General features: G+C 72.4%; 17 protein-coding genes and 2 rRNA genes. 3 read left to right on the top strand and 16 right to left on the bottom strand.

Annotation, left to right across the window (positions count from 1 at the left end; all coding sequences use genetic code 11):
* Positions 1-57: 57 nt before the first annotated feature.
* The 7 genes from ACIA3K_RS17760 to recN all read right to left on the bottom strand — a co-directional run bounded on the left by ACIA3K_RS17760 (position 58) and on the right by recN (position 10,282).
* A complete protein-coding gene (locus ACIA3K_RS17760) occupies positions 58-2,484 on the bottom strand; it encodes a hypothetical protein (RefSeq protein ID WP_396802247.1) in 2,427 nt (808 codons plus the stop codon).
* On the bottom strand, positions 2,484-3,632 hold the full coding sequence (locus ACIA3K_RS17765; protein ID WP_396802248.1) for a glycosyltransferase family 4 protein: 1,149 nt from the start codon (positions 3,630-3,632) through the stop codon (positions 2,484-2,486). Before ACIA3K_RS17765 ends, ACIA3K_RS17760 begins: the two co-directional genes overlap by 1 nt.
* A gap of 31 nt (positions 3,633-3,663) precedes the next feature.
* Positions 3,664-5,346: a murein biosynthesis integral membrane protein MurJ gene (gene murJ / locus ACIA3K_RS17770; protein WP_396802250.1), complete on the bottom strand. Its 1,683-nt coding sequence runs from the start codon at positions 5,344-5,346 to the stop codon at positions 3,664-3,666.
* Position 5,347: 1 nt separating this feature from the next.
* The gene (locus ACIA3K_RS17775; protein ID WP_396802252.1) at positions 5,348-6,214 is read right to left on the bottom strand and encodes a hypothetical protein; all 867 of its coding nucleotides are present in this window, start codon (positions 6,212-6,214) and stop codon (positions 5,348-5,350) included.
* Positions 6,215-6,257: 43 nt separating this feature from the next.
* Entirely contained in the window at positions 6,258-7,199 is a 942-nt protein-coding gene (locus tag ACIA3K_RS17780) for a copper transporter (protein WP_355050198.1), read from the bottom strand.
* Positions 7,200-7,226: 27 nt separating this feature from the next.
* The gene (gene steA / locus ACIA3K_RS17785; protein WP_234591007.1) at positions 7,227-8,405 is read right to left on the bottom strand and encodes a putative cytokinetic ring protein SteA; all 1,179 of its coding nucleotides are present in this window, start codon (positions 8,403-8,405) and stop codon (positions 7,227-7,229) included.
* A gap of 119 nt (positions 8,406-8,524) precedes the next feature.
* Entirely contained in the window at positions 8,525-10,282 is a 1,758-nt protein-coding gene (recN, locus tag ACIA3K_RS17790) for a DNA repair protein RecN (protein ID WP_396802254.1), read from the bottom strand.
* Between the two features lie 102 nt (positions 10,283-10,384).
* On the opposite strand from recN, the gene ACIA3K_RS17795 reads away from it, so the two are divergent.
* Positions 10,385-11,404 carry a helix-turn-helix domain-containing protein gene (locus tag ACIA3K_RS17795; RefSeq protein WP_396802255.1) on the top strand — a complete coding sequence of 340 codons (1,020 nt, stop codon included), beginning with the start codon at positions 10,385-10,387 and terminating at the stop codon, positions 11,402-11,404.
* Positions 11,405-11,457: 53 nt separating this feature from the next.
* Here ACIA3K_RS17795 and ACIA3K_RS17800 read toward each other — a convergent pair whose 3' ends face one another.
* The 5 genes from ACIA3K_RS17800 to ACIA3K_RS17820 all read right to left on the bottom strand — a co-directional run bounded on the left by ACIA3K_RS17800 (position 11,458) and on the right by ACIA3K_RS17820 (position 18,137).
* Positions 11,458-15,177 (bottom strand): S8 family serine peptidase, encoded by a 3,720-nt coding sequence (locus ACIA3K_RS17800; protein ID WP_396802257.1) that lies wholly within the window; start codon positions 15,175-15,177, stop codon positions 11,458-11,460.
* A gap of 158 nt (positions 15,178-15,335) precedes the next feature.
* A complete protein-coding gene (locus ACIA3K_RS17805) occupies positions 15,336-16,220 on the bottom strand; it encodes an NAD kinase (protein ID WP_396802258.1) in 885 nt (294 codons plus the stop codon).
* An 88-nt stretch (positions 16,221-16,308) separates the two neighbouring features.
* Positions 16,309-17,163, bottom strand: a complete 855-nt coding sequence (locus ACIA3K_RS17810) for a TlyA family RNA methyltransferase (RefSeq protein ID WP_396802260.1) — start codon at positions 17,161-17,163, stop codon at positions 16,309-16,311.
* Between the two features lie 42 nt (positions 17,164-17,205).
* Entirely contained in the window at positions 17,206-17,487 is a 282-nt protein-coding gene (locus tag ACIA3K_RS17815) for a hypothetical protein (RefSeq protein ID WP_396802262.1), read from the bottom strand.
* The gene (locus ACIA3K_RS17820) at positions 17,484-18,137 is read right to left on the bottom strand and encodes a hypothetical protein (RefSeq protein WP_396802263.1); all 654 of its coding nucleotides are present in this window, start codon (positions 18,135-18,137) and stop codon (positions 17,484-17,486) included. Before ACIA3K_RS17820 ends, ACIA3K_RS17815 begins: the two co-directional genes overlap by 4 nt.
* 111 nt (positions 18,138-18,248) lie before the next feature.
* Here ACIA3K_RS17820 and ACIA3K_RS17825 point away from each other — a divergent pair, with 111 nt between their 5' ends.
* Complete coding sequence (locus ACIA3K_RS17825) at positions 18,249-18,587, top strand: SCP2 sterol-binding domain-containing protein (RefSeq protein WP_355050207.1); 339 nt, start codon at positions 18,249-18,251, stop codon at positions 18,585-18,587.
* A gap of 89 nt (positions 18,588-18,676) precedes the next feature.
* Here ACIA3K_RS17825 and ACIA3K_RS17830 read toward each other — a convergent pair whose 3' ends face one another.
* Positions 18,677-19,702 carry an HAD-IIA family hydrolase gene (locus tag ACIA3K_RS17830; RefSeq protein ID WP_396802264.1) on the bottom strand — a complete coding sequence of 342 codons (1,026 nt, stop codon included), beginning with the start codon at positions 19,700-19,702 and terminating at the stop codon, positions 18,677-18,679.
* On the bottom strand, positions 19,699-20,658 hold the full coding sequence (locus ACIA3K_RS17835) for a tetratricopeptide repeat protein (RefSeq protein WP_396802265.1): 960 nt from the start codon (positions 20,656-20,658) through the stop codon (positions 19,699-19,701). The genes ACIA3K_RS17830 and ACIA3K_RS17835 overlap by 4 nt, the downstream gene beginning before the upstream one ends.
* Here ACIA3K_RS17835 and ACIA3K_RS17840 point away from each other — a divergent pair.
* A complete protein-coding gene (locus ACIA3K_RS17840; protein WP_396802267.1) occupies positions 20,647-22,386 on the top strand; it encodes a hypothetical protein in 1,740 nt (579 codons plus the stop codon). The two genes, ACIA3K_RS17835 and ACIA3K_RS17840, sit on opposite strands and share 12 nt — an antisense overlap.
* A gap of 90 nt (positions 22,387-22,476) precedes the next feature.
* Here ACIA3K_RS17840 and rrf read toward each other — a convergent pair.
* Both rrf and ACIA3K_RS17850 read right to left on the bottom strand, forming a co-directional pair.
* Positions 22,477-22,593: ribosomal RNA gene (gene rrf / locus ACIA3K_RS17845) — 5S ribosomal RNA — on the bottom strand.
* A gap of 77 nt (positions 22,594-22,670) precedes the next feature.
* Positions 22,671-25,782, bottom strand: a 23S ribosomal RNA gene (locus tag ACIA3K_RS17850).
* Between the last annotated feature and the right edge of the window lie 79 nt (positions 25,783-25,861).

The following is a 25,861-nucleotide window of genomic DNA, read 5'->3' on the forward strand; positions in this document are numbered from 1 at the left end:
CTCGCAGGCCGCACCCCGGCTGACGCCGGAACGGGCCACCCCGGCGACACCCGGCGGTCAGGAGGCGGCAACCTCGCTCGATGGCGCTGGCGTGTCAGCCGGACGCCGCTGCGCCGGAGCGGTGGCCGCGGCGCCCCCCGTCGGACCCTCCGACCGGCCGGCTTCGTCGGCCTCCGAGCGTCCGGCGTCGTCGGCCGCCGGCGAGCCCAGGTCCGGCCCCAGGACGACCGTACGGGGTGGCGCGGCGGGCGAACCACCGACCGGCCGGGGGTGCCCCGCTCCGAGCGGACCACCGCCACCGGTCGGGCCGTTCCCCCCGCCGGCTGGCCCGTCGCCCCCGGAACCCGGATCGTCGTCGGCCTCGTTCTCCCGCGCGCGGGCCGTGGCGGGGCGGGTCCGGTCGGCGGCGTGCCCGAGGACCCGCAGCGACGCCAGCGCTGCCAGCGGCACCACCAGGGCGGCCGCCGCGCCGGCCACGTCCAGTGCCGCGCCGTCGAGCACACCGCCCAGCACCGCCGCGACCGCCGTGCCGGCGAACGCCGCCCGCACCGCCGGGTAGATGCCGAACAGCCGCATCAGCCCACCCCACGGCTGCAGCAGGGCGAACCACACGAGCAGCCCGCCGGCGAGCGCCAGCACGGTCAACGGGCTGTTCACCAACGTCTCGAAGTTCGCCGTGCTGGACCGGTGCACGGTGAAACCGCCGGTGCCGTCGCCGACCGCGGACAGGAACCGGCCGAGGCTCCCCCGCTCGGCCGGCGGCCGGCGCAGGTCCACCACGGCGAAGCCGATACCCACCGCCAGGGCGGCCATGGTGGCCCATGCCAGTCGACTGATGGTCAGCCAGCCACCGGCGCTGATCGCCGCCGCCACGCTCAGGCCGGCGGTGAGCGCGATCGCGCCGACCGGGTCGGCGCCCAGGTAGGGGCTGCCGGCCACCACCACGGCGAGGCCACCCACGGCGACCATCACGGCGGGCCGCCAGCGACGGTGCACCCGCTGGGCGAGCCACCCGCCGGTCACCAGCGCGCCGGCGAGGAACACCCCCAGCGCGACCGTGCTCAGCCCGGCGTAGCGGCCACCCTGCAACGCCGAGTAGCCGACCACGCCGTTGAGCTGGAGGCGGGCCCCGGTCAGCACGTCCACGCCGACGACCAGGGTCGTCAGGCCGGCCACCGCGCCGACCGGGCCGAGGGTCTTCGCGTACCCGGGGGCGAAGCGGACCGCGGCTGTGCCCCCCGCGACCAGCAGCGCGGTGACCCCGGCGAAGATCCACCCGGGGTGCCCGCCGCGCCACCAGGGGACGGCGTCGGCCAGCAACGCGGCCGGGACGGTCAACGCCGCCGCGACCAGCAACAGCTCGACCACCGCCAGGACCCGGGCCGGGATCGGGGTCGGGCCGGTCGGGCCCGCGTGTGGCCGCGCGCGGCGCAGCAACGGCAGCACGGCCAGGGCCAGCAGCACCTGCGCCCCGGCGAGCAGGGCGAAGAACCCGCCGGAGACGGTCCGCTGGGCGGCCGCCTCCCGGTCGGCGTCCGCCGGGGCGTTGATCGCCTCCGTCAGGTCCGCCGGCCGACCGCCGGTGCTGACCGCCGGCCGGCCGAGGAACAGCCGCTCCGGCATCGGCCGGCCCAGCGCGGCCAACGCCGTCGGCGCGAGGTCGACGAGCTGGAGGTAACCGTCCCGGCCAGTGCTGGCCGAGGTGAGCCAGCCCCGCTCCCAACCCGGCCCGTCGGCGATCGCCACGTGCAGCCGCGACGGCCGCTCGGTGTCGGAGATGCCGGCGACCAGCACCAGCGACCGCGGCGGGCGGGCGGCCAGGACCCGGGCCAGTTGGGCGTCGGCGACCCGCGCCTCCTCGGCGCGCGCCGCCGGGTCGGTCCCCTCGATCGTGCCGAGGTCGACGATGCTCAGGACGCACGAGCCGAGCAGCCGACGCGGATCGGCCGGCAGCCCCGCGGCGTACCTGTCGACCCGGCCGAACGGTCGCGCGGCGGCCACGGCGGCGCCCGGCCCCACGGCGACCGTGCAGCGCACCGACTCCGACAGCGACCCGGGCATCGTGCCCCACGGCAGCCGCTGCTGGTTGTACTGGACCACGCTCTCCTGGTCGGGCAGGTTCGCGCCGATGCCGTCCGGCTGCTCCACGGCCACCGAGGCCGGCGGGCAGCCGCCGTCGGGGCGGGCGCCGTTCCAGCCGGCGAAACTGCCCGCGCCGAGCGTCAACCAGCCGTCCACCGGGCAGGTGGGCCGGTGCGCGGACCGCACCGACAGCGAGCCGATCGAACCCTCCTGGGCCATCCGCCACAGCGTCGGCGTGCGCTGCTGGTCGACGTCCTCCCAGCGCAGCCCCGCGACACCGGCGAGCACCACGAAGTCGGCGGTGCGCTGCGGCGTGCCCTGCGGCGGTCGGACGGCCAGCGCGGCGACGCCCAACGCCACCACGAGCACGGTCAACAGGGCCGGGGCCAGTCGACGCACCATCAGCGGTGTCCCGTCAGGGGCGCGTCGGAGCCGGGTGCCGCCGGGCGGGCGGCCAGTTCGGCGTAGAGGGACGCCAGCACGGCGACCGTGTCCGCCTCGGTGGGCCACGTCGCCGCCCGTTCGGCCCCGCGCCGACCCAGGTCGGCCCGGGCCGCCGGGTCGTCCAGCAGCGCGCGCACCGCCGCGTCGACCGCGTCCACGTCGACCGAGGGGACCAGCGCGGCGGCGTCACCGACCAGCTCCGGCAGACCGCCCACCGCCGTCGTCACCAACGGCACGCCGGCCCGCATCGCCTCCTGGGCGAACAACTGCCGCGCCTCCCAGTCGCTGGTGACCACCGCGAGGTCGGCGCCGGCGAGCAGGTCGGCCACATCGGTGCGGTGTCCCAAGAGGGTCACCGGAGCGCGGGCCGCCGAGATCCGCGCGGCCAACGACAGGTACGCCGGGCCGCTCCCGGCGATCACCACGACCGGCGGTGGGGTACGCGTCCGCCAGCGGGCCGCCGCGTCGACCAGCACGTCGTAGCGCTTCTGCGGGTGCAGCCGCCCCACCGAGAGGATCAGCGGCTGCTCCGGTCCCACGCCGAACTCGGCGCGGACGGCGGCGCGACGCCGACGCGGCGCGGCCAGCGTAGGGGCGGCGACCGGGGCGAGCCGCGCGTCGGCGGCGCCCAGCGCGGCGGCCCGCCCGACCAGGTCGGCGGACGCCCCGAGCGCCACCCGGGCCCCCCGGGCGACCACCCGCTCGACGAGCCGGGACACCCCGCCGCGCAACCCGCCCGCGAGGACCGCGTTGTGCCAGGTCACCACGAGCGGGGCGGGCGGCCGGGCCAGTACGGCGACGAGACCGGCGCGCAGGCCGTGCGCGTGCACCACGTCGACCCGGGCCGTAGCGAGCACCCGCCGCAGGGCCAGCACCGCCCGCGCGTCGGCCGGGGTCGGGCTGGCCGGGATCTCCACCGGTTCGAAACGCGCGCCGACGCCGGTGAAGTCGAACTGCTCCTGCGTCGCCGCCGGCCCGCAGACCAGCACCGTCGCGCCGGACGCGACGAGCCCCCGTGCCACCGAACGGACGTGCTGGCCGACCCCACCGGTGCTGGACGCCAGCACCAGCGCCACGGCGCCCGACCAGCCGTTGGTCTCCGTCATGCCGGCCACCGCCGGTTGGTGTTGACAACGCTCACCGAACCGCCGTCTCCTTCCCGTCGCCCCGCTCCGGGGGCACCGCGCCCGGCGTGGACGTGCCGGCCGGGCCCCGCCGGAGGCGGCGCGCCACCCCGGTCAGTAGCGGCTGTACGTCCCGCCGGTCGACGAACCAGACCACGACGAGGAACACGACACCGACCAGAACCCCGGACAGCATGCCCTGACCGAGCGCCACGGCCGCCGTCGGGGGGCCGCCGTCCAGCCTGTCGAGCCAACGGCTCAGGCCCAGCCCGGCGAACGCGGCGAGGACGCCGGCGAGGAGGCCGGCCGACCCAGCGCGCGCCGACCCGGCCAGCGCGGGCGCACCGGCGGCCCGCGTCACCGCGACGACCAGCAGCGCGCCCAGCACCACCATGCCGACCGAGTTCGCCGACGTCACGGCGAGCACCCGGTCGGTCAACGGCAGGATCCGGCCGAGCGCCAGCACCGCGACCGGCACCACGAGGAAGCCGACGGCGGTCGCCACCGTCGCCGCCCGGGTCTGCCCCCGCGCGTAGAGCGCCCGGGTGAGGATCGCGAACAGGCCGTAGCCGACCAGGCCCGGGGCGTACCCGATGATCGCGGCGGCGGCCGTGGGCGCGGTGGACGCGGGAAAGAAGAAGTGCCCGATCGGCCCCGCGGTCCCGATCAGCGCGGCCGCGCCGAGGCAACTGAACAGCAGCACCCCGCGCACGGCCGGCGCGAGGGTCGCCCGGTAGGCGTCCTCGTCGCCGGCCGACCGCGCGGCGGCGAGGGTCGGGTAGGCCGCCACGGCCAGGGGCACCGCCAGCACAGCCCACGGCAGCAGGTAGACGGTCTGCGCCAGGTTGTAGACGCCGGGGTTGCTGCGCGCGCCCGCCGTCACCTGGTTCAGGCTGACGATCAGGGCGATCTGCTGCGTCGTGACGGTGACCGCGCCCGCCACCGCCAGCGCGCCGACCCGGGCCCGCGCGTCGGCGGGGAACCCGAACCCGGGCCGTACCCCCAGTCGCAGCCGGCGGACCGGGATGAGCAGCGACAGCGACAGCACCACCACGCCGAGGGTCGTGCCGGCGGAGAGCAGCACCTCACCGCCGGGGCTCACCCCGGCGACCGTGGCATAGCGGCCCTGGGTGGCGGTGAATCCCAGATAGACGACGATCACGGTGAGGCTGGACAGCAGCGGGGCGAGCACCGGCCAGGCGAAACGGCGGTGCGCCTGGAGCACGCCGGTGAGCACGATGCCGATCCCGTACAGCGGTAGCTGCGGCGCGAAGACCCGCAGCATCCGTACGCCGCTGTGCTGCTGGGCGTCGGTGAGGTGGTGCCCCAGCGACTCGACCACCGGGCCGGCGAACAACGCCACGAGCAGCGCGAGCGGCACCAGCAGGGCCAGCGTCCAGGTCAGCAGCGCGCCGGTGGTCCGGGCGACCGTCGTACGGTCACCGGCCTCGACCGCGCCGGCGAGCAGCGGTACGACGAGGCTCGCCAACGCGCCACCGGCGACGATCTCGAAGATGAAGTTCGGCACCGCGTTGGCCACCACGTAGGTGCCGCCGAGGTCGGTGTTCCCGAGGCTCCAGGTGAACAGGGCGGTCCGGCCGAAGCCGGCGAGCCGGCTGAGCACGGTGAGGACGGCGATGAGCGCGGCTGCCCCGGCCAGCCGGCCGGCGCCGGCGAGGGGGGCCGGTCTGGTCACGTCAGTCGGTGCGCCGGCCCAGTGCGTCGAGCTCCCGCAGGCCCGGGGTCCGCTGGATCACCGCCGTGAAGCTGACCTTCTCGCTGGCGGCCGTGAGCCCGGCCAGCACGGCGAGCAGGCCGGCGCGACCGAGCGGGCCGGTGCGGGCGGCGAGCGCCACACCGAGCAGCGCGCCGAGCGCGTTCGCGCCACTGTCGCCGACCATGACGTTCTCGGACAGGTCGTCGCCGAGCAGTCCGGCGGCGGCGCCGGCCGCGCCGGCGGCGATCCCGCCGTGCGGGCCGCCGGTCAGCGGCGCGCCCAGCAGCAGCCCGGACTTGATGGCCCGGCCGGGTCGCAGGTCGAGCAGGTTGAGCAGGTTGGCGGTGCCGGCGATCACGCCAGCGCCGAGCAGCACGTCGACACCCCGGCCGAACGCGCCGTGGCGCTGCCGGCGCGGGTGCGCGGCGACGCGGGGGTCGGCGGCGAGCAGCGCGGCGGCGCCCAGCCCGGCCGCGCCCACCCCGACCACCTTGACGAGCCCGGCGGTGACCCGCCCCTCGCGCAACGCGGCGAGGTGCCCGGCGAAGCCCTTGGCCGCCTTCTGCTCCGGTCGTGCCCCGACCACGTCGTCGTAGAGCCCCACACCACCCGCGCCGAGGCCGGCGACCAGGGCGGCGCCACCGGAGGCGGCGCTCGTCGCGCCGAACGCGCCCGCGGCGGTCGCGCCGGCCGCGAGCGCCGGACCGGCGGCGAGGGTCACCGTACGGCCACGGAAGTTGGTGCGTTCCAGCGCCGGCCCCACCGGGGCGGTCCGCACCTCGCGCAGCGCGTACCGGGCGGCGGCCGCTCCGGCGGCGGCGACCAGCAGCCGTCCCAGTGTGCTCATGCCGGCACCTCGTCGATTACGGACACGGCGGTACGTCGTTCGCTCACTGGGGCAGTCTAGGCAGCAGGGACGCGGCATTGTCGCCGACGCCGTACTGGCCCGCCTTCTTCTCGGTGAGCTGCTGCACCAACGCCAGGCTGGTGACCAGTTGCCCCTGGACGGTGTTGGCGTTGTCGACGGTCGAGATGGTCTGCGACAGCACCGGGTCGCCACGGACCACGGAGACCACGTTGCCGCCGGCGGAGCCGTTACCGCCCACCACGATCGCCCCGGTCCGGTCGAACTGTTCGGCGATCTTGACGACCGACTCGTCCCGCTTCTCGGAGTCCTTGTCGACGTACGGCTGGCCGCTCACCACGACGACCGCCTCCGCCGGGCCGGTGACCTTGTTGTTGTCGGTGGTCAGGTAGCCGGCGTTGTTGTACGCGGCGAGCACCGCCCGCCGGTCGGCGTCGCTGACCGGCGCGGTGCCCTGGGCGCGGTCCAGCAGGACGCTGGCCAGCAGCGCGCTGGAGGTCTCCACGCCGTGCCCGTTGCCGGGCAGGCCGGTGGTCTGCGCGGTGGGCCGGGCGGCGGTGACGGCCAACTCCAGCAGGTTGGAGTTGTTGTCCGGGTTGATGAACTTGTCCTGCAGGTCGACCCGACCGGTGATGGTGGCGCCGGCCTGCTGCAGCTTCTTGAGCACACCCTCGGTGTGGTCACGCCCGTTCGGCAGGCTGAGCACCACCACCCGGCGTCCGGTGAGGGTGCCCGGCAGGACGACCTGGGACATCTCCTCGGCGAACTCCTCCTCCAGACCGAGCTGCTTCTCCATGTTGGCGACCTGCTGACGCCACTGCTGGTTGTCCTTGCGCAGCCCGGTGACCTGCTGCTTGAGCGAGTCGGCGACCGGGCCGTTGAGGGCGGCGGTGCCGACCACCAGGCCGATCGCCAGAGCCAGGAAGACCGCGGTGAGGGACACCACGTGGTAGCGGAAATTGATCACGCTTGCAGCCTCTTGATCGCTCGGGAACTAGAAGAGCCGGTACAGCTGGAACACGAAATTGTCCCACCACTCGGCGACCACACCCAGGTACGCCTTACCGACGGTGGAGACCGCCACCGCGGAGGCCATCGCCGCGATCGCCGAGAGCACCAGCAGCAGCAACGACGAACCCGAGATGCTCTGCCGGTAGAGCCGGCTCACGCCCTTGGCGTCGACCAGCTTGCCACCGACCTTCAGCCGGGTCAGGAACGTCGAGGCCATCCCGCCACGCCCCTTGTCGAGGAACTCGACGAGCGTGGCGTGGGTGCCGACCGCGACCAGCAGGGAGGCGCCCTTCTCGTCGGCCAGCAACATGGCCAGGTCCTCGCTGGTCGCGGCGGCCGGGAACGTGATGGCCGGGACGCCGAGTCCGTTGACCCGGGGCAGACCGGGCGCCCGGCCGTCCGGGTAGGCGTGCACGATCACCTCGGCGCCGCAGCGCAGCACGTCGTCGGTGACCGAATCCATGTCCCCGATGATCATGTCAGGGGTGTACCCGGCCTCGACCAGCGCGTCCGCGCCGCCGTCCACGCCGATCAACACCGGCTTGAACTCCCGGATGTACGGGCGCAGCACGTCCAGGTCGGCCTTGTAGTCGTAGCCGCGCACCACGATCAGGCAGTGTCGGCCCTGGATCTGGGTCTGGATGTCCGGTACGCCCACGCCGTCGAGCAGCAGGTCGCGTTCCTGGCGCAGGTAGTCCATCGTGTTGGCGGCGAACGCCTCCAACTGCACCGACAGCCCCTCCCGGGCGTCGGACATCGCCTTGGCCACCGACTCGGCGTCCTGCAGTGTGCCGTGCGCCACCGGCTCCTCGCCCGCGAACACGGTGTTGCCCTCGATGCGTACCTGGTCACCCTCGCGGATGCGCTCGAAGACGCCCTCGCCGAGATCGTCCAGCAGCGGGATGCCGGCGGCGATCAACACCTCCGGGCCGAGGTTGGGATAGCGGCCGGAGACCGACGGCTTGGCGTTGAGGACCGCGGCGACACCGACAGCGACCAACGAGTCGGCCGCCACCCGGTCCAGGTCGACGTGGTCGATGACCGCGATGTCACCGGGGCGCAGCCGACCGACCAGGCGTTTTGTCCGGCGATCAAGGCGCGCGGTGCCGAGGACTCTGCCCGGTTCGGCATTCCGGTTCCGGCGCAACGTGGGTAGACGCATCGTGACCATCCTGGCATGTGAGGCAGGCTTTTCTGTCGCGACATGCCTGAGCAGGGCCGCCTACCCAGGGAAGCACACGCCGACGCGAGCCGGTGTGCTTGCGCCCACAATACGCGGCGTCACAACCGCCTTTCCTTCGCCGCGACGGCCAGAAGCTCCTCGGCGTGAGCGATACCCAGATCTGAATCGGGCAAACCGGCCAGCATCCGGGCCAGTTCCCGGGCGCGTTCGGTGTCCTCCACGACCCGTACGCCGCTGGTCGTCACCGCGCCGCCGGTGTCCTTCGCGACCACGAGATGCCGGTCGGCGAACGCGGCCACCTGCGGCAGGTGTGTGACGACCAACACCTGGTGACTGCGGGCCAGTCGGGCCAGCCGCCGGCCGATCTCCACCGCGGCCTGACCGCCGACACCCGCGTCGACCTCGTCGAAGACGAGCGTGGGCGGGCCGCCGGAGCCGGCGAAGACCACCTCGATGGCGAGCATCACCCGGGACAGCTCACCGCCGGATGCGCCGCGCTGCAACGGCAACGACGGCGCGCCCGGGTGGGCCAGCAGCCGTAGCTCCACCTCGTCGCCCCCGTCGGCCGCGACACCCACCTCGACGCCGTTGACCGTCAACGACGGCTCGGCCCGGCCCGCCGGTCGGGGCAGCACCGCCACCTCGATCCGCGCGTGCGGCATCGCCAGACCGGCCAACTCGACGGTGACCTGGTCGGCGAAGCGGACCGCCGCCTCCTGCCGGGACACCGACACCCGGGCGGCCAGGTCGGCCACCTCCGCGGCCAGTCGCTGCCCCTCCCGGTCCAGTTCGTCGAGCAGGTCGTCGGACGTGTCCAGGTCGGACAGTCGGGTGCGGGCCCGCTCGGCCCACGCGATAACCCCGTCGACGTCGTCGGCGTACTTACGGGTCAACGCGCGCAACGCGGCCCGCCGCTCGTAGACGTGCTGCAACCGGGCCGGGTCGGCGTCCAGCGTCGCCAGGTACGCCGACAGCTCCGCCGACACGTCGGTGACCAGGGTGGCCGCCTCCTCCAGACGGGCCGCCAGCTCACCCAGCGCGGGGTCGGTGCCGGCCTGCGCCTCCAGGGTGCGCCGGGCCGTGCCGAGCAGCGACGCCGCGTCCGGCGTCTCGTCGGCCGCCTCCGCGCCACCCGCCACGCACAGCTGGGCCAGCTGAGCGGCCGTACGCAGACCCTCGGCGTGCTCCAGCCGCTGCGCCTCGGTCTTGAGCTCGTCGTCCTCGCCGGGCTGCGGGTCGACGCGGGTGATCTCGTCGAGGCCGAGCCGCAACAGGTCGGCCTCCTGGCTGCGCTCGCGGGCGTTGCGCCGCCGGTCGGCCAGGTCGTCGACAATCCGCCGCCAACCGGTGTACGCCTCGCGCAGCGCGTCGAGCAGCTTCTCGTGCGCCGGCCCGGCGAACCGGTCCAGCGCGGCCCGCTGCTCGGCCGGGCGCAGCAGGCGCAGCTGGTCGGACTGACCGTGCACGGCCACCGCCTGCTCGCCGACCTCGCCGAGCATCGACACGGGCATGCTGCGGCCACCCAGGTGGGCCCGCGAGCGGCCCTCCACGGTCACCGTACGACTCAGCAGCAGCGAGCCGTCCTCGTCGGGCTCGCCACCGGCGTCGCCGATCCGGGCGTGCACCGCGTCGGCGACGCGACCGGCGAGGCGCAGCCGCCCCTCGACCACGGCCCGGCCCGGCTGGGCACGCACCCGCCCGGCGTCGGCCCGGCCGCCGAAGAGCAGGCCGAGGCCGGTGACCACCATCGTCTTGCCGGCACCGGTCTCCCCGGTGATGACGTTCATGCCGCCGGTCAACGGCAGCGTGGTGTCCTCGATGACGCCGAGTCCGGTGATGCGCAGCTCTTCCAGCACAGCACCCGACAGTAGACGCGAGGGCCGACAGTTGACCAGCCGACGGGCCCCACGACCGGGCCGCGCTGCGGCCGTGACCTCCCCGACGTACAGTCTTGCCCCGTGTTGGACGTGATCGGCCTGACCCCCGCCGAGGAGGAGCTGTACCGCTGCCTGCTCCAGCTCACCACGGCTCGCGTCGACGAGCTGGCCGGCCGGCTGGGACGGCCCCGGGCGCAGGTCGTCGAGCAGATCGAGGCGTTACGGGCCAAGGGTCTCGTGCAGCCCACCGAGAACGACCCGGACGGCCCGCTGCGTCCGACCGCGCCGGACGTCGCCCTCGGCGCCACGCTGCTGCGCCGCCAGGAGGACCTGGAGGCCGCCCGCCACCGGGTCACCCAACTCGCCGAGGAGTACCGCGCCGGCCTGCGCCGCCACCACGTCGACCACCTGGTCGAGGTGATCCGCGGCGGACGGACGCTCCGCGACCGACTGCGCGACCTGCAGAACTCGGCCCGCGAGGAGGTGCTGTGGTTCTGCCGCGCCAACCCCCTCGCGATGGCCGGCCCGGAGAACGTCGAGGAGTTCGACGCCCTCGCCCGCGGGGTGAGCTACCGCGCCATCTACGAGCGGGACCTGCTGCTGGAACCGGGCGCGCTGGCCGACCTGGCCAAGGGGGTCGCCGCCGGTGAGCAGGCCCGCGTGCTGGACCGCCTGCCGGTCCGACTGGCCATCGTGGACGCGCGTACCGCCATCTGCCCGCTGGTGCCCGACCGGGCCGGCGGCGAGCCGAGCGCCGCGGTGATCGGCCGCAGCCAACTGCTCGACGCGCTGCTCGCCCTCTTCGAGAGTCACTGGCGGGTCGCCACCCGGCTGCGACTCGACGATCCGCTGGCCGGCGCGACGACCGAGCACCGCCGCGACACCGGCGACGCCCGTCCGGCCGACGGCTACCGGCCCGACGCCGACGAGGCCCGGCTGCTCTCGCTGTTCGTGGCCGGCGTACCGGACAAGTCCATCGCCTCCCAACTCGGGGTGAGTCGCCGGACGGTGCAGCGCCGCCTCGCCGACCTGATGGACGCCGCCGGTGTCGACACGCGTCCCGGGCTGGCGTTCCAGGTCGCCCGGCGCGGCTGGCTCTGACGACGCGGCCGGGCCGACCATCGACACGACGGTGGGCCCGGCCGGTTCGGCGATCAGCGCAGCCCGTACGCCCGCAGCACCGTCTGGTCGACGGTGTTCCCGGCCCGGTCGGCGGCGTGCACCCGCAGCGACACCGTTCCGCGTCCGGCCGGCACCGTCGCCGTGTAGCGGACACCCGACCCGTGGGTCGGTACGGACCGCCAGGTGACACCCTCGTCGAAGGAGACCTGCACGGTCACGCTGGCGCCCTTCGGAGCGGACACTCCGGCGGGCTGGCGCAGGGTCAGCCCCACCTGGTGCGGGCGGTTGCCGGGCACGGCGCCGGACAGGTCGGCCGGCACCCGGTAGTCCACCTGCAGCAGCGACAGCGGCGTCGCCGCCCCACCCGCCGGGCGGGCCGAGGTGAACTGCCAGGCCGTGTCCGTCCGGGTGCCGTAGCGCCACCCGTCCGAGGCCCGCCGCGTCGTCACGTCGAGGCGGTAACGGGCCGCACCCGCCGTGGTCGGCACCGGCGCCCAGCCGTCGGACAGGTCGGCGATCTGCCGCCCGTCCCGGCTGAGACGGGCCTCGACGTCGTCCGACTCCTCGCTGTCGCCCGCCACGCTGTAGTGCCCGTCGGCGTCGACGAACTCGGGCACCCGCACGTCGAGGACGTCGCCCTCGCGGGTCGGCACCGGCACGCCGGTCGCCGGCACGGCCGGACGGACCACCGGAGCGTGCCAGGACTCGGTCTCGCGGTCGTCGGCGGCGTACCGCCGGGGCTCCTGGGTGAGCCCGCCGGTCAACTGCCCCCACTGCATGAACATCTGCTTGTGCAGCACCCGGTGCTGCCACCAGTTGTCACCGGCGCTGACGAACTCCTGCCGGGTGGTGCCGTTGTGGACCAGGCGCTGGTCGTCGTTCCAGGCGTACTCCTGCCACGGACGCCAGCCGAACCGCTCCTCGGTGGCCCAACCCGCGCCCGTGTCGCCGTAGCGCGCGGTCACCTCGGCGGTGTTCTTCGCGGTCACCGTGTGCACGATGCGCTCCGGCACCCGCCCCTTCGACACCTGCCACACGTCGTACAGGTAGGGGCTGTCCACGGTCAGCGTGAGGTCCAGCGTCGCGCGACGAGTGCGCGCCGCCGCGACGAGTCGCTGCCCGTCGTCGTACGCCACGACCATCGCCGGGACACCGAGCCGCTCCCCCTCGGGACGCCAGACCGTCCACGCGCTCTGGTCCTCGGGGCGGACGATCAGCACCGCCGCCGCGCCGGCCGCCGCCGCGCCGGCCACCTGCTCCTCCTCGCTGCGGTTCTCATCGGTGGTGAGCAACACCGCCGCGCCCCGCACCCGGGCCAGCTCGCCGGGCGTGCCGGTGCCCGCCCAGACCAGTGGCAGCTTCCGTCGCCCGGTCGGCGCCGGGGACGAGCCCAGCAGGTTGATGTCCGACGGCGCGGACACACCGGTGACCCGGGCGTCCACCATGGGCGCGACGAGCTGCCAGCGGGAGGCGAACTCGAACTCACCCTGGCGCACGGGACGCGTCGGCGTGACGTTGACCTGCTGGACGGCGCTGTACGCCATGACGCCGTGGTCGATCTGCCGTCCGTTGCCCAGCACCCGGTGCACGTAGAAGCTGAGGGTGGCCCGCTGCTCGCTGGGCTTCGGCGTCTCGACGCGTACCGGCGTGCCCCTGCGGGCGTCGAGCACGACCGTCAGGTCCCGGTCGACGTTCAGCTCGGGTTCGACGGCCTGGGTCAACTGCTCGTCCAGGGGAGCGCCGTGCTCGATGAGCGCGGTCAGCAGATAGGTGCCCTCCTCGACCCGCAGGGTGCCCTCCTCCGGCCACCAGCCCCAGTAGTCCGACTCGGGCTGCTCACCGAAGAGGGTCAGGGCGGGCGAGAGGGTCGGCTGACCCTGCCGGCCCAGCACCTTGATCGTGACGTCGTGCTGCGGCCCGCTGACGCTGAGGCCCACCGGGGTACGCACGGCGACGCCGTCCGCGCCGGTCGCCACCAGAGCGCCCCCGTGCGGGCCCCGGGCCAGCTTCGCCGGGTCCGCCCGCAGCGGCACCGCCACGCTGCCGCCCGCCGGCACGGTCACCTCGCCCGCGCCGACGGCGACGCCGTCGGTCTCGGCCGCACCGGTGTCCAGGTTGCGCAGCTCCAGGGCCAGGCGCAGGGTCCGCGCCACGGAGGTGCCATTGGTGTACGTCACACTGCGCTCGGCCACCGGTCCGCCGGTGGTGACCCGGCCGAAGTCGGCGGTGGCCGACGCGTACACCCGTTGCGTGAGCGCCCGCGCCACGTCGACCCGACCACCGCCCTGCTCGAAGACGGTCAGCTCCGGGTTCGCCTTCGTGGTGCTGACCAGCGCGTCCTTGAGCGCGCCGGCGTTCCAGTCCGGGTGGTCCTGGGCGAGGATCGCCGCCGCGCCCGCCACGTGCGGCGTGGCCATCGAGGTCCCGGACGCCGCCGTGTAGGCCTCGTCTACCGGCGTACCCATTGTGGTGCCGGCGGCCCGCGCGGCGACGATGCCCACGCCCGGCGCGGTGATCTCGGGCTTGATGCCGTTGTCGCCCACCCGCGGTCCCCGGCTGGAGAAGTCCGCCAGGTTGTCGTCGCGGTCGACCGCGCCGACGGTGAGCGCCGCCGTGGCCGCGCCGGGCGCGTTGACGCTCCGCGCCTGGCCCGAGTTGCCGGCGGCGATCACGAACAGCGCGCCCGTCTCGGCGGTCAGGTCGTTCACCGCCTGGCTCATCGGGTCGGTGCCGTCGGTCGGGCCGCCGCCGAGGCTCATGCTGACGACCTTCGCCCCGGAGTGGGCGGCCCACTCCATGCCGGCGATGATGGCCGAGTCGTAGCCGGCGCCGCTGTCGTCGAGCACCTTGCCGACCAGCAGCCGCGCGCCCGGGGCGACACCCTTGCGCAGCCCGGCCGACGCCGCACCGCTGCCCGCGATGGTGGCGGCGACGTGGGTGCCGTGGCCGTGACCGTCCCGGGCGCTGCCGCTGCCGGAGAAGTCCCGCTCCTCGGCGATCCGGCCGGCCAGGTCGGGGTGGGTGGCGTCGACACCGGTGTCGAGCACCGCCACCTTCACGCCACTGCCGTCGCGGCCGGCCGCCCAGGCCGCCGGAGCGCCGATCTGCGGGACGCTGTGCTCCAACGTCGGGCGCACCCGACCGTCCAACCAGACGTGGGCGACGCCGCCGCCCAGCCGGGGCGCGGCGGTCGTGGTCCGGGCCGTCGGCGAGCCGGCGAGCGTGGTCCACAAGCCACCCAGGTCAGCCTTGCCGACCCGCAGCGCGGCCCCGTTGATGCTCGGCAGGGGCCGGGCGTCGGTGACGCCGCCGAGCGGCCGGACCCGGCCGGCGGACGGCTGCTGGTAGCGCACGATCAGCGGCAGCGCGCCCTGCGCCGCGTCGCCGTAGCCGTCGGCGGCCAACTCCTGCACGTCGAACAGGTTGGCGTCGAGGACGCCACTGGAGATGTAGGGCGCGACGTCGCTGGGCAGGACCCGCAGCCCGCCGTCGACCTCCAGGGTCTGGAAGATGATCCGCTCCCGCCCGGGCCCCGGGCGTACGGTGGCGGCGACCCGACCCGGCGCGGCCGGCGACAGTTCGACCTGGTCGCCGGTGATGAGGGTGATGCGGACGGGCGCGACGACCGGGGCGGACGCGCCCCGGCTCGGGCCGGTGGGCCGGACGGACGGCTCGGCGGATGCCGGCGCGGCGAGGCCGACCACCAACGCGCCGACCGCGCCGGCGCTGAGCCAGCGAGGGGACCAGTGCATGCGATGCGCTCCTTCACTCCTTCGGGCCCGACATCCGTGGATGAGGACCGATGGGAGTCTGCGACGCAGCGCACAACCAGGTCACTAGCCTCTCGCCGCCGCAGCGGCGACATGTCGTCAGGTGGACAACCGCCGGACACCGAGGGTGTGTGCCACCGTCACCGGCGGCTGCCCCGCCAGCCGTGCACCGGCAGGCCGAACTTGGCGACCAGCCGGTCGGTGAACGGACGGGCACGCAGCCGCACGATGCGCACCGGCAGGGTGCCTCGACGCACCGTCACCCGGGCACCGGGCGGCAGGTCGTAGACCCGGCGGCCGTCGCAGGCGAGCACGGCGAGGGTCGTGAACGGGTCGACGGTGATGACGAACGTCGAGGTGGGGGCGGTGACCAGGGGCCGGCTGAACAACGCGTGCGCGCTGATCGGCACCAGCAGCAGGGCCTCCACCTCCGGCCAGACCACCGGACCGCCGCCGGAGAACGCGTACGCGGTGGAGCCGGTGGGGGTGGCGCAGACCACGCCGTCGCAGCCGTAGCGGGACAGCGGACGGCCGTCCACGTCGACGAGGAGTTCGAGCATCTGCGCCCGTTCGCCCTTCTCGACGCTGATCTCGTTGAGCGCCCACGACTCGATGGTCGGGCCACCGTCGAACTCGGCCGTGACGTCGAGCGTGAGCCGCTCGTGCACGGTGTAGTTGCGCTCGACGACGTCCCGGACCGCGTGGTCGAGATCGTTGATCTCCGCCTCGGCGAGGAAGCCCACCTTGCCGAGGTTGATGCCGAGCAGTGGCGCCTTCGCCGGACGGGCCAACTCGGCCGCGCGCAGGAAGGTGCCGTCCCCGCCCAGCGCGAAGACGATCTCGGCGCCCTCGGCGGCCTCCGGACCCGCGACCGGAACGACGCCGGGCAGGTCGAGGTCATCCGCCTCGTCGGCGACGACCCGCACCTCGAATCCCGCCGCGATGAGGTCGGCGGCGACCGACCGGGCGTGCTCGGTGCTGCGCCGACGACCGGTGTGGGTCACCAGCAGTGCCGTGCGGCTCATCGGACCGGCCGCCCGTCCGCGACCGCACGGCCCGACGGCCACGCCCCGGCACGCCCGCGCGCCGTCGTGTGCCGCTCGCTGTAAGCCTTCACCCCGCGACCTCCTCCGCCGCCACGCCCGGCACGTCGCCGGCCGTCGTCGTGCCGTCCGGCCCGGCGTCCACCACGGCCCGGACCCGCTGCGGGTCGGCCGCCGGCGCGCCCCGGCGCAACCATACGAAGAACTCGACGTTGCCGCTGGGACCCGGCAGCGGGCTGGCCGCCACGTCCGCCAGCCCGAGACCGAGCTGGGCCGCCGCGGCGGCCACGTCGAGCACCGCCTCGGCGCGCAACGCCGGGTCGCGGACCACGCCGCCGGCCCCGACCCGTTCCTTGCCCACCTCGAACTGCGGCTTCACCATCAGGGCCAGGTCGCCGTCGTCCCGGGTGCAGCCGGCCAACGCGGGCAGCACCAGCCGCAACGAGATGAACGACAGGTCGGCCACCGTCAGGTCGACCGGCCCACCGATCGTGTCCGCGACGAGGGTACGGACGTTCGTGCGTTCCAGGACCCGGACGCGCTCGTCGGTCCGCAGGGACCAGGCGAGCTGCCCGTAGCCGACGTCCACGGCCACCACCTCGGCGGCGTCGGCGCGCAGCAGCACGTCGGTGAAGCCCCCGGTCGAGGCTCCCGCGTCCAGGCAGCGCCGCCCGGCGACGCGCAGCCCGCCGAACGCGGCGAGGGCCCCGGCGAGCTTGTGCCCGCCCCGGGAGACGTACTCCTCGGTCGGGTCCTCGCCGGTGACCAGCAGCGGGTCGGCGGGGTCGACCATCGCGGCGGCCTTGCGCGCGGTCACTCCGCGCAGGTGGACCCGGCCGGCCTCGACCAGCGCGGCGGCCTGCTCACGCGAGCGGGCCAGCCCGCGACGGACGAGTTCGGCGTCCAGCCGGTTGCGACGTGCCATGGGTGTTTCTCCGGTCTGTCGGGCGGATTCGCCCTGCTCAGGTCAGGTCTGGTCGATGGTGGCGAGGGTTTCGCGCAGCGTCTCGTAGGCCGCCTCGTACTGCGCGATCTGGTCGGCCGGGGCGAGCGCCGCCGCGTTGTCCATGGCCCGCACGGCCGCCTCGACCGCCGGGTGGCTCGCCGCGTCGTCGGCACCGGTCGCCAGGTCGGGCGGCGGGCCCGGGCGGGCGCCGGCCGGCGGGCCCGGGCGGGCCGCGAACGAGCCGGCCGGCGGCGGGCCGGGCCGGAAACCCCCGGGTGGGCCGGGACGAGCGCCGTCGGTCACGACCCACCATCCGGGCGGCGCTTACGGACGGCCTTCTTCGCCGGCATGTCCGCCGGAGTCGGGGTGTCGTCCTGGTCGGCGGACTGATCGTCGCCGGTCCGGCTGATCGTCGCGGGAGGCTTACGGGCGATGGCCTTCTTCGCGACGGCCTTCTTCGCGATCGCCTTCTTGGCGACGGGCGCGGCGGCCTTCTCGACGGGCGCGGTGGTCTGCTGGGCGACGGGCGCTCCGGCGGGGCCGTCCGACGGCACCAGGCCGTCACCGGGCGGCGCCGCGCGGGTCGGATCGGGCTGCGGCGCGGGCTCGGCGGCGGACGGACCGCCGGCTGTCGTCGCTGGTGACTCGTTGGCCCGCGCCTCGCGCAGTTGCCGCTCCAGATCCCGTACCCGTCGGGTCAGCTCGGCCACCTCGTCGGCCGTCGCCAGACCGACCGCGCCGAGGGCCCGGTCGACCTCGAAGCGGACCAGCTTGGTCAACGCCTCCCGGTTGGCGGCGCTGGTGCTGACCAACTCCTCGCCGAGCGCCTGCAGCTGGGCGGCGGTCGCCCCGCCCGTGCCGACCACACGACGCACCGCGTCCTGCGCCTTCTTTCGGGGCGCCTCCGCCAGGCCCAGGGCCAGTTCGAGGTAGGCGCGCCACGCGTCCTGCATGCCATGGTCCTTCCATCGGGCGGGGTCTGCAGGTGTCACGCTACCGGGGACCCCGGACTGTCCCGTGCGGTACGGTGCCGGGGACGGCGTGGCGATCGGCGAGGGGGACATGTGGCCAGCGTGGACGAGTGCCGGCAGGCGTTGCAGGAGCTGGCCGCCCGGTTGGACCGCAACGCCGAGACGGTCCGCGAGCGTATCGACCTCGAACGCACGCTGGCCTGCCGCATCACCGACCTGGACACGGCTTTTCACGGACGGATCAGCGGTGGCCGGCTGGTCGAGCTGGCCGACGGCGACGACCCGAAGGCCAAGATCGCGCTGAGCACGTCCAGCGACGACCTGCTCGCCCTGGTCCGCGGCGACCTGGACGTCACCAAGGCGGTCACCTCCCGCCGGGTGTCGATCAAGGCCAACCCGTTCGACCTGATGAAGCTGCGCAAGCTGCTCTAGAGGTTCGCGCTCCCCCGGGTGTGGCGAGGGCTGGCCTCAGCCGTCAGCCGGTCCCACACCGAACGGGCCGCCGCACGCGGTGGTCGGCCTCACGCGTCGGTGGGCAGCGCGAAGCTCTTCAGCGCCGCAGCCGCGTCCGGGCCCGCCGGGCGGATCGCCGGCGGCGTCGGGGCCGCCCACGCCGCCGCGCACAGGGCCGCCAGCGCGTCCAGCGCCCGGCCGTTCCCCGCCAGCTCCAACGTTCCGTCGCGGTCCGTGACAGACCAGCCGCCAGCGTCCGTCGGGCCCGGGACCCGCACCGCCGCCGCCGGGTCGAAGAGCCCTGCCAGGTCCCGCGCGACGTACGTGGGCCGCCGTCGTGGCTCGGCCGCGAGCAGCTCGGGTACGTCGCTGACACCGGTGAGGACGAGCAGACTGTCCAGCCCCGCGCGGCGGGCGCCCTCGATGTCGGTGTCCAGCCGGTCTCCGACGACAAGTGCCTTCCCGCCGTCGCCGCGCCGGGCGGCGGTGTCGAACAGGGCCGACTCCGGCTTACCGACCACCAGGTCCGGATCCCGCTCCAACGCGGTGCGCAGCACCGCGACCAGTGACCCGTTGCCCGGCAGCGGGCCCCGGGCACTGGGCAGCGTGCGGTCGGTGTTGGTGGCGACCCAGATCGCGCCGGCCCGGACCGCGAGCGACGCCTCGGCCAACTCGGCCCAGCCGACCTGCGGGCCGTAGCCCTGCACCACCGCGGCCGGCTTCTCGTCGGCGCGACCGACCGGGGTCAGTCCGACCGCCCGTAGCTCGGCGCGCAGCGCCTCCGCGCCGACCACCAGCACCCGAGCGCCGGCCGGCAGCCGGTCGCGGAGCAGTTCGGCCGCCGCCGCGGCGGAGGTGAGGACCTCCTCCGGCCGCGCCGGCACACCCATCCCGGTCAGCAGGTCGGCGACGTCGCTGGAGCGACGTGAGGCGTTGTTGGTGGCGTACGCCACCGACCGCCCCTCGGCGTGCAGTTGGGCCACCGCCTCGACGGCACCGGGAATCGGCCGGTCGATCAGGTAGATCACACCGTCCAGGTCGAAGACGACCAGGCTGTACCCATCGATCAGCCGCTTCCCGGCGTCCGCGCTCACCGCTGCGTCGACTCCGACTCGTCGCCCCGGACGGGGGCGGTCGCGTCGCCGCTCACGACACGGCCAGTGTCGTCGGTGGGCGTGGTCAGGGCCGGGGAGGCGTCGTCCTTCTCCGGAGCGAGCACGTCGTCAGCGTCGACGTCCTCGTCGTCGCCGTCGACGTCCTCGGCGTCCACCCGGTCGGCGTCCTGCGCCAGGCGGCCGGTGACGCCGTCCTCCTCGTCGTCGTCGAAGTCCTCGTCCTCGAAGTCCTCGTCGTCGTCGGGGTCGTCCTCGTCGTCGTCGTCACCGGCGGTCAGGTCCGTGTCCGGTTCAGCCGGTACGGCACCCGGAGTGCCCGGTCCGGCGGCGATCTCCTCGGTCTCGTCCTCCTCGTCGCCCTCGATGACGACGCCGTCGAGTTCGAGCAACCGCTCCGCGGCGTCGGTCTCGCCCTCGGTGTCCACGTCGGCGGCGCGGGAGAACCACTCGCGGGCCTCCTCACGACGGCCCACCGCGAGCAACGCGTCGGCGTACGCGTACCGGAGTCGCGCCGTCCACGGCGCCGCCGTCTCGCTGGTCAGGTCGGGCACCTGGAGCATGGCGACCGCGGCGTCCTTCTGGCCGAGATCACCCCGCGCTCCGGCGGCGACGATCAGCAGCTCGATCGCGACGGCCTGGTCCAGCTTCTCCTGGTCGGCGCCCCGGTACAGGTCGATCGCCCGCTCCGGCCGGCCGAGCGCGCGCTCGCAGTCGGCGAGCACGGCGAGGTGACTCTGCAAACCGGTCATCCGGTGGTACGTCCGCAGCTCGGCGATCGCGCTCTGCCACTCCCCCGCGTGGTACGCGGCCAGGCCGACCGCCTCGCGGACAGCGGAGATCCGCGACGCCAGCCGCCGAGCGGCCAGCGCGTGGGCCAACGCCTCGGCCGGGTCCTCGTCGATCAGCTGACCGGTGGCGACCAGGTGTCGGGCCACGGTCTCGGCGACCGGCTTGTTCAGCGAGAGCAGCTCGGCACGGACGTCCTTGTCGAGGTCGGTCGCGACGATGTCGTCCGGCAGTGCCGGGGCCGCGCCGCGCCCACCCTCGGACGCCTCCGGGCCCGTCCCACGCTCGTCGCGGCGGTGGTCGTCCTCGCGACGCGGCCGGTCGTCGGCCCGGAAGCCGCCGTCACGGTCGCCACCGCGGTAACCACCCTCACGGGGAGCGCCACCCTGCCGGCGGTCGCCACCTCGGAAACCGCCATCGCGGTCGCCGCCCCGGAAGCCACCCTCGCGCGACTCGCCCGGACGCGAGGCGCCGCGCTCACCGCCCCGGAAGCCACCCTCACGGGACGGACCGGAACGACCACGGTCACCGCCACCCTGGTAGCCACCCTCACGACGGTCGCCACCACGGAAACCGCCCTCACGGTCACCGCCTCGGAAGCCACCCTCGCGCGGCCCGCCGGAGCGCGTCGCGTCGCGGGAACCACCCTCACGGCGGTCACCGCCTCGGAAGCCGCCCTCACGGTCGCCGCCTCGGAAGCCACCCTCGCGACGGTCGCCACCACGGAAACCACCGTCGCGGTCGCCGCCGCGGAAGCCACCCTCACGGGGCGGACCGGAACGACCACGGTCACCGCCACCCTGGTAGCCGCCCTCACGACGCTCGCCACTACGGAAGCCGCCCTCACGGTCGCCGCCACGGAAGCCACCCTCGCGACGCTCTCCACCACGGAAGCCGCCTTCGCGGTCGCCGCCGCGGAAGCCACCCTCACGGGGCGGACCGGAACGACCACGGTCACCGCCACCCTGGTAGCCGCCCTCACGACGGTCCCCACCACGGAAACCACCATCGCGGTCACCGCCCCGGAAGCCACCCTCGCGACGCTCTCCACCACGGAAGCCGCCTTCGCGGTCTCCACCACGGAAGCCGCCTTCGCGGTCACCGCCACGGAAGCCACCCTCACGGGACGGACCGGAACGACCACGGTCACCACCGCCCTGGTAGCCACCCTCACGACGGTCCCCACCACGGAAACCACCATCGCGGTCACCGCCACGGAAGCCACCCTCACGACGCTCTCCACCACGGAAACCACCGTCGCGGTCGCCGCCCCGGAAGCCACCCTCACGGGGCGGACCGGAACGACCACGGTCACCGCCACCCTGGTAGCCACCCTCACGACGGTCCCCACCACGGAAACCACCATCGCGGTCACCGCCCCGGAAGCCACCCTCACGGGGCGGACCGGAACGACCACGGTCACCACCACCCTGGTAGCCACCCTCACGACGGTCGCCACCACGGAAACCACCGTCACGGTCGCCACCACGGAAACCGCCCTCACGACGGTCCCCACCACGGAAACCACCATCGCGGTCGCCACCACGGAAGCCACCCTCACGGCGGTCGCCACCACGGAAACCGCCATCGCGGTCGCCACCCCGGAAGCCACCCTCACGGGACGGACCGGAACGACCACGGTCACCGCCACGGAAGCCACCGTCACGGTCGCCGCCACGGAAGCCGCCCTCACGACGCTCGCCACTGCGGGCACCGCCATCGCGGCCGCCGGTGTTGCCGCCACGGGCGCCGCCGGCGTTGTCACGGTCTCCCCGGTACGGGGGCCGGTCGTCGCGGCGCGCTCCACGGTCGCGGCCACCTGGGCCGTCGGTGCGGTCCTCGTTACGACGGGGACGGTCTCCGCCCTGCGGTCCTGAACTCACAGGTACATCCTTCCTGATTGCGCCACCAATGGCGCCACGCAGTCGAGGGCCGACCCTGATGGGGCGGCCCTCGACTGAAAGATTGTCCGGCGGTGTCCTACTCTCCCACACCCTCACGAGTGCAGTACCATCGGCGCTGGAGGGCTTAGCTTCCGGGTTCGGAATGTGACCGGGCGTTTCCCCTCCGCCATGACCGCCGTAACTCTATGAACATATCAACCATCACCAACACGGGTGGGTGTTTGTTCAGAGTTGCACAGTGGACGCGTAGCAGCTTAGTAGTCAAGTCCTCGGCCTATTAGTACCGGTCAACTGAACCCGTTACCGGGCTTACATTTCCGGCCTATCAACCCAGTCGTCTAGCTGGGGGCCTTACCCCCACAAAGTGGGGTGGGATACCTCATCTTGAAGCAGGCTTCCCGCTTAGATGCTTTCAGCGGTTATCCCTTCCGAACGTAGCTAACCAGCCGTGCCCTTGGCAGGACAACTGGCACACCAGAGGTTCGTCCGTCCCGGTCCTCTCGTACTAGGGACAGCCCTTCTCAAGTATCCTACGCGCACGGCGGATAGGGACCGAACTGTCTCACGACGTTCTAAACCCAGCTCGCGTACCGCTTTAATGGGCGAACAGCCCAACCCTTGGGACCTGCTACAGCCCCAGGATGCGACGAGCCGACATCGAGGTGCCAAACCATCCCGTCGATATGGACTCTTGGGGAAGATCAGCCTGTTATCCCCGGGGTACCTTTTATCCGTTGAGCGACACCGCTTCCACTCGCAAGTGCCGGATCACTAGTCCCGACTTTCGTCCCTGCTCGACCTGTCAGTCTCACAGTCAAGCTCCCTTGTGTACTTGCACTCAACACCTGATTGCCAACCAGGCTGAGGGAACCTTTGGGCGCCTCCGTTACCCTTTAGGAGGCAACCGCCCCAGTTAAACTACCCACCAGACACTGTCCCTGAACCGGATAACGGTCCGAAGTTAGATACCCAAATCAACCAGAGTGGTATTTCAAGATTGCCTCCACCCATACTGGCGTATGGACTTCACCGGCTCCCACCTATCCTACACAAGCTAACTCAAGTACCAATGTCAAGCTATAGTAAAGGTCCCGGGGTCTTTCCGTCCTGCCGCGCGTAACGAGCATCTTTACTCGTACTGCAATTTCGCCGGGCCTGTGGTTGAGACAGTGGGGAAGTCGTTACGCCATTCGTGCAGGTCGGAACTTACCCGACAAGGAATTTCGCTACCTTAGGATGGTTATAGTTACCACCGCCGTTTACTGGCGCTTAAGTTCTCCGCTTCGCCCCGAAGAGCTAACAGGTCCCCTTAACGTTCCAGCACCGGGCAGGCGTCAGTCCATATACATCGAATTACTTCTTCGCATGGACCTGTGTTTTTAGTAAACAGTCGCTTCCCCCTGCTCTCTGCGGCCATACAACGCTCCACCCGCGCGGGGCTTCACGTCTCCGGCCCCCCTTCTCCCTAAGTTACGGGGGCAATTTGCCGAGTTCCTTAACCACAGTTCGCCCGATCGCCTCGGTATTCTCTACCTGACCACCTGTGTCGGTTTGGGGTACGGGCCGCTAAGAACTCGCTAGAGGCTTTTCTCGGCAGCATAGGATCACTGACTTCACCTGAATCGGCTCGGCATCACGTCTCAGCCCATATGCGTCGCGGATTTGCCTACGACACGGCCTACACGCTTACCCCGGCACAACCACCGGCCGGGCTCAGCTACCTTCCTGCGTCACCCCATCGCTTGACTACTACCCGCCAGGTTCCCACGCTCCCCAACCTTGACCCGAAGGTCGCAGCCAGTTTGGGTGGTTAGCACAACGAGGTTCATCAGGGACGCTCTTTCGCGGGTACGGGAATATCAACCCGTTGTCCATCGACTACGCCTCTCGGCCTCGCCTTAGGTCCCGACTCACCCAGGGCGGATTAGCCTGGCCCTGGAACCCTTGGTCATCCGGCGGAAGGGTTTCTCACCCTTCTTTCGCTACTCATGCCTGCATTCTCACTCGTGCCGCGTCCACAACTGGGTCACCCCGCTGCTTCACCCCCGGCACGACGCTCCCCTACCCATCCACACACCTGCACAAGGAATCACGTCCAAGCGAGGTTAAAATGTGAATGCCACAGCTTCGGCGGTGTGCTTGAGCCCCGCTACATTGTCGGCGCGGAACCACTTGACCAGTGAGCTATTACGCACTCTTTAAAGGGTGGCTGCTTCTAAGCCAACCTCCTGGTTGTCTATGCGACCCCACATCCTTTTCCACTTAGCACACGCTTAGGGGCCTTAGCTGGTGATCTGGGCTGTTTCCCTCTCGACTACGAAGCTTATCCCCCGCAGTCTCACTGCCGCGCTCTCACTTACCGGCATTCGGAGTTTGGCTGATTTCGGTAAGCTTGTGGGCCCCCTAGACCATCCAGTGCTCTACCTCCGGCAAGAAACACGCGACGCTGCACCTAAATGCATTTCGGGGAGAACCAGCTATCACGGAGTTTGATTGGCCTTTCACCCCTAACCACAGGTCATCCCCCAACTTTTCAACGTTGGTGGGTTCGGCCCTCCACGCGGTCTTACCCGCGCTTCAGCCTGCCCATGGCTAGATCACTCCGCTTCGGGTCTAGAGCATGCGACTAAAACGCCCTATTCAGACTCGCTTTCGCTACGGCTCCCCCACACGGGTTAACCTCGCCACATGCCACTAACTCGCAGGCTCATTCTTCAAAAGGCACGCCGTCACCCCGCAAGGCTCCGACGGATTGTAGGCGAACGGTTTCAGGTACTATTTCACTCCCCTCCCGGGGTACTTTTCACCATTCCCTCACGGTACTCGTCCGCTATCGGTCACCAGGAAGTATTTAGGCTTACCAGGTGGTCCTGGCAGATTCACGGCAGATTTCAGGGGTCCGCCGCTACTCGGGAACACCCACAGAAGGTCAACAGCTTTCACCTACCGGACTCTCACCGTCTACGGTCAGCCATTCCAGACTGTTCGACTAGCCATCAACTTTGTAACTCCTTGAGCGCATGTCAGTACACTCAGCAGGGTCCCACAACCCCGACCACGCAACCCCTGACAGGTATCACACGCAGCCGGTTTAGCCTCAATCCGCTTTCGCTCGCCACTACTCACGGAATCACTAAATTTGTTTTCTCTTCCTACGGGTACTGAGATGTTTCACTTCCCCGCGTTCCCTCCACACACCCTATGTGTTCAGGTGTGGGTGACACCACATGACTGGTGCCAGGTTTCCCCATTCGGACACCCTGGGATCACAGCTTGGTTGACAGCTCCCCCAGGCCTATCGCGGCCTCCCACGTCCTTCATCGGCTCCTGGTGCCAAGGCATTCACCGTTCGCCCTTGACAACTTGACCACAAAGATGCTCGCGTCCACTGTGCAATTCTCAACAAACAACCAACCCACAACCCGAAAAGCCCCACACCAAACCCGAC

Origin of the sequence: Micromonospora sp. NPDC051543 (assembly GCF_044454415.1) — a bacterium.
Taxonomy (GTDB): domain Bacteria; phylum Actinomycetota; class Actinomycetes; order Mycobacteriales; family Micromonosporaceae; genus Micromonospora.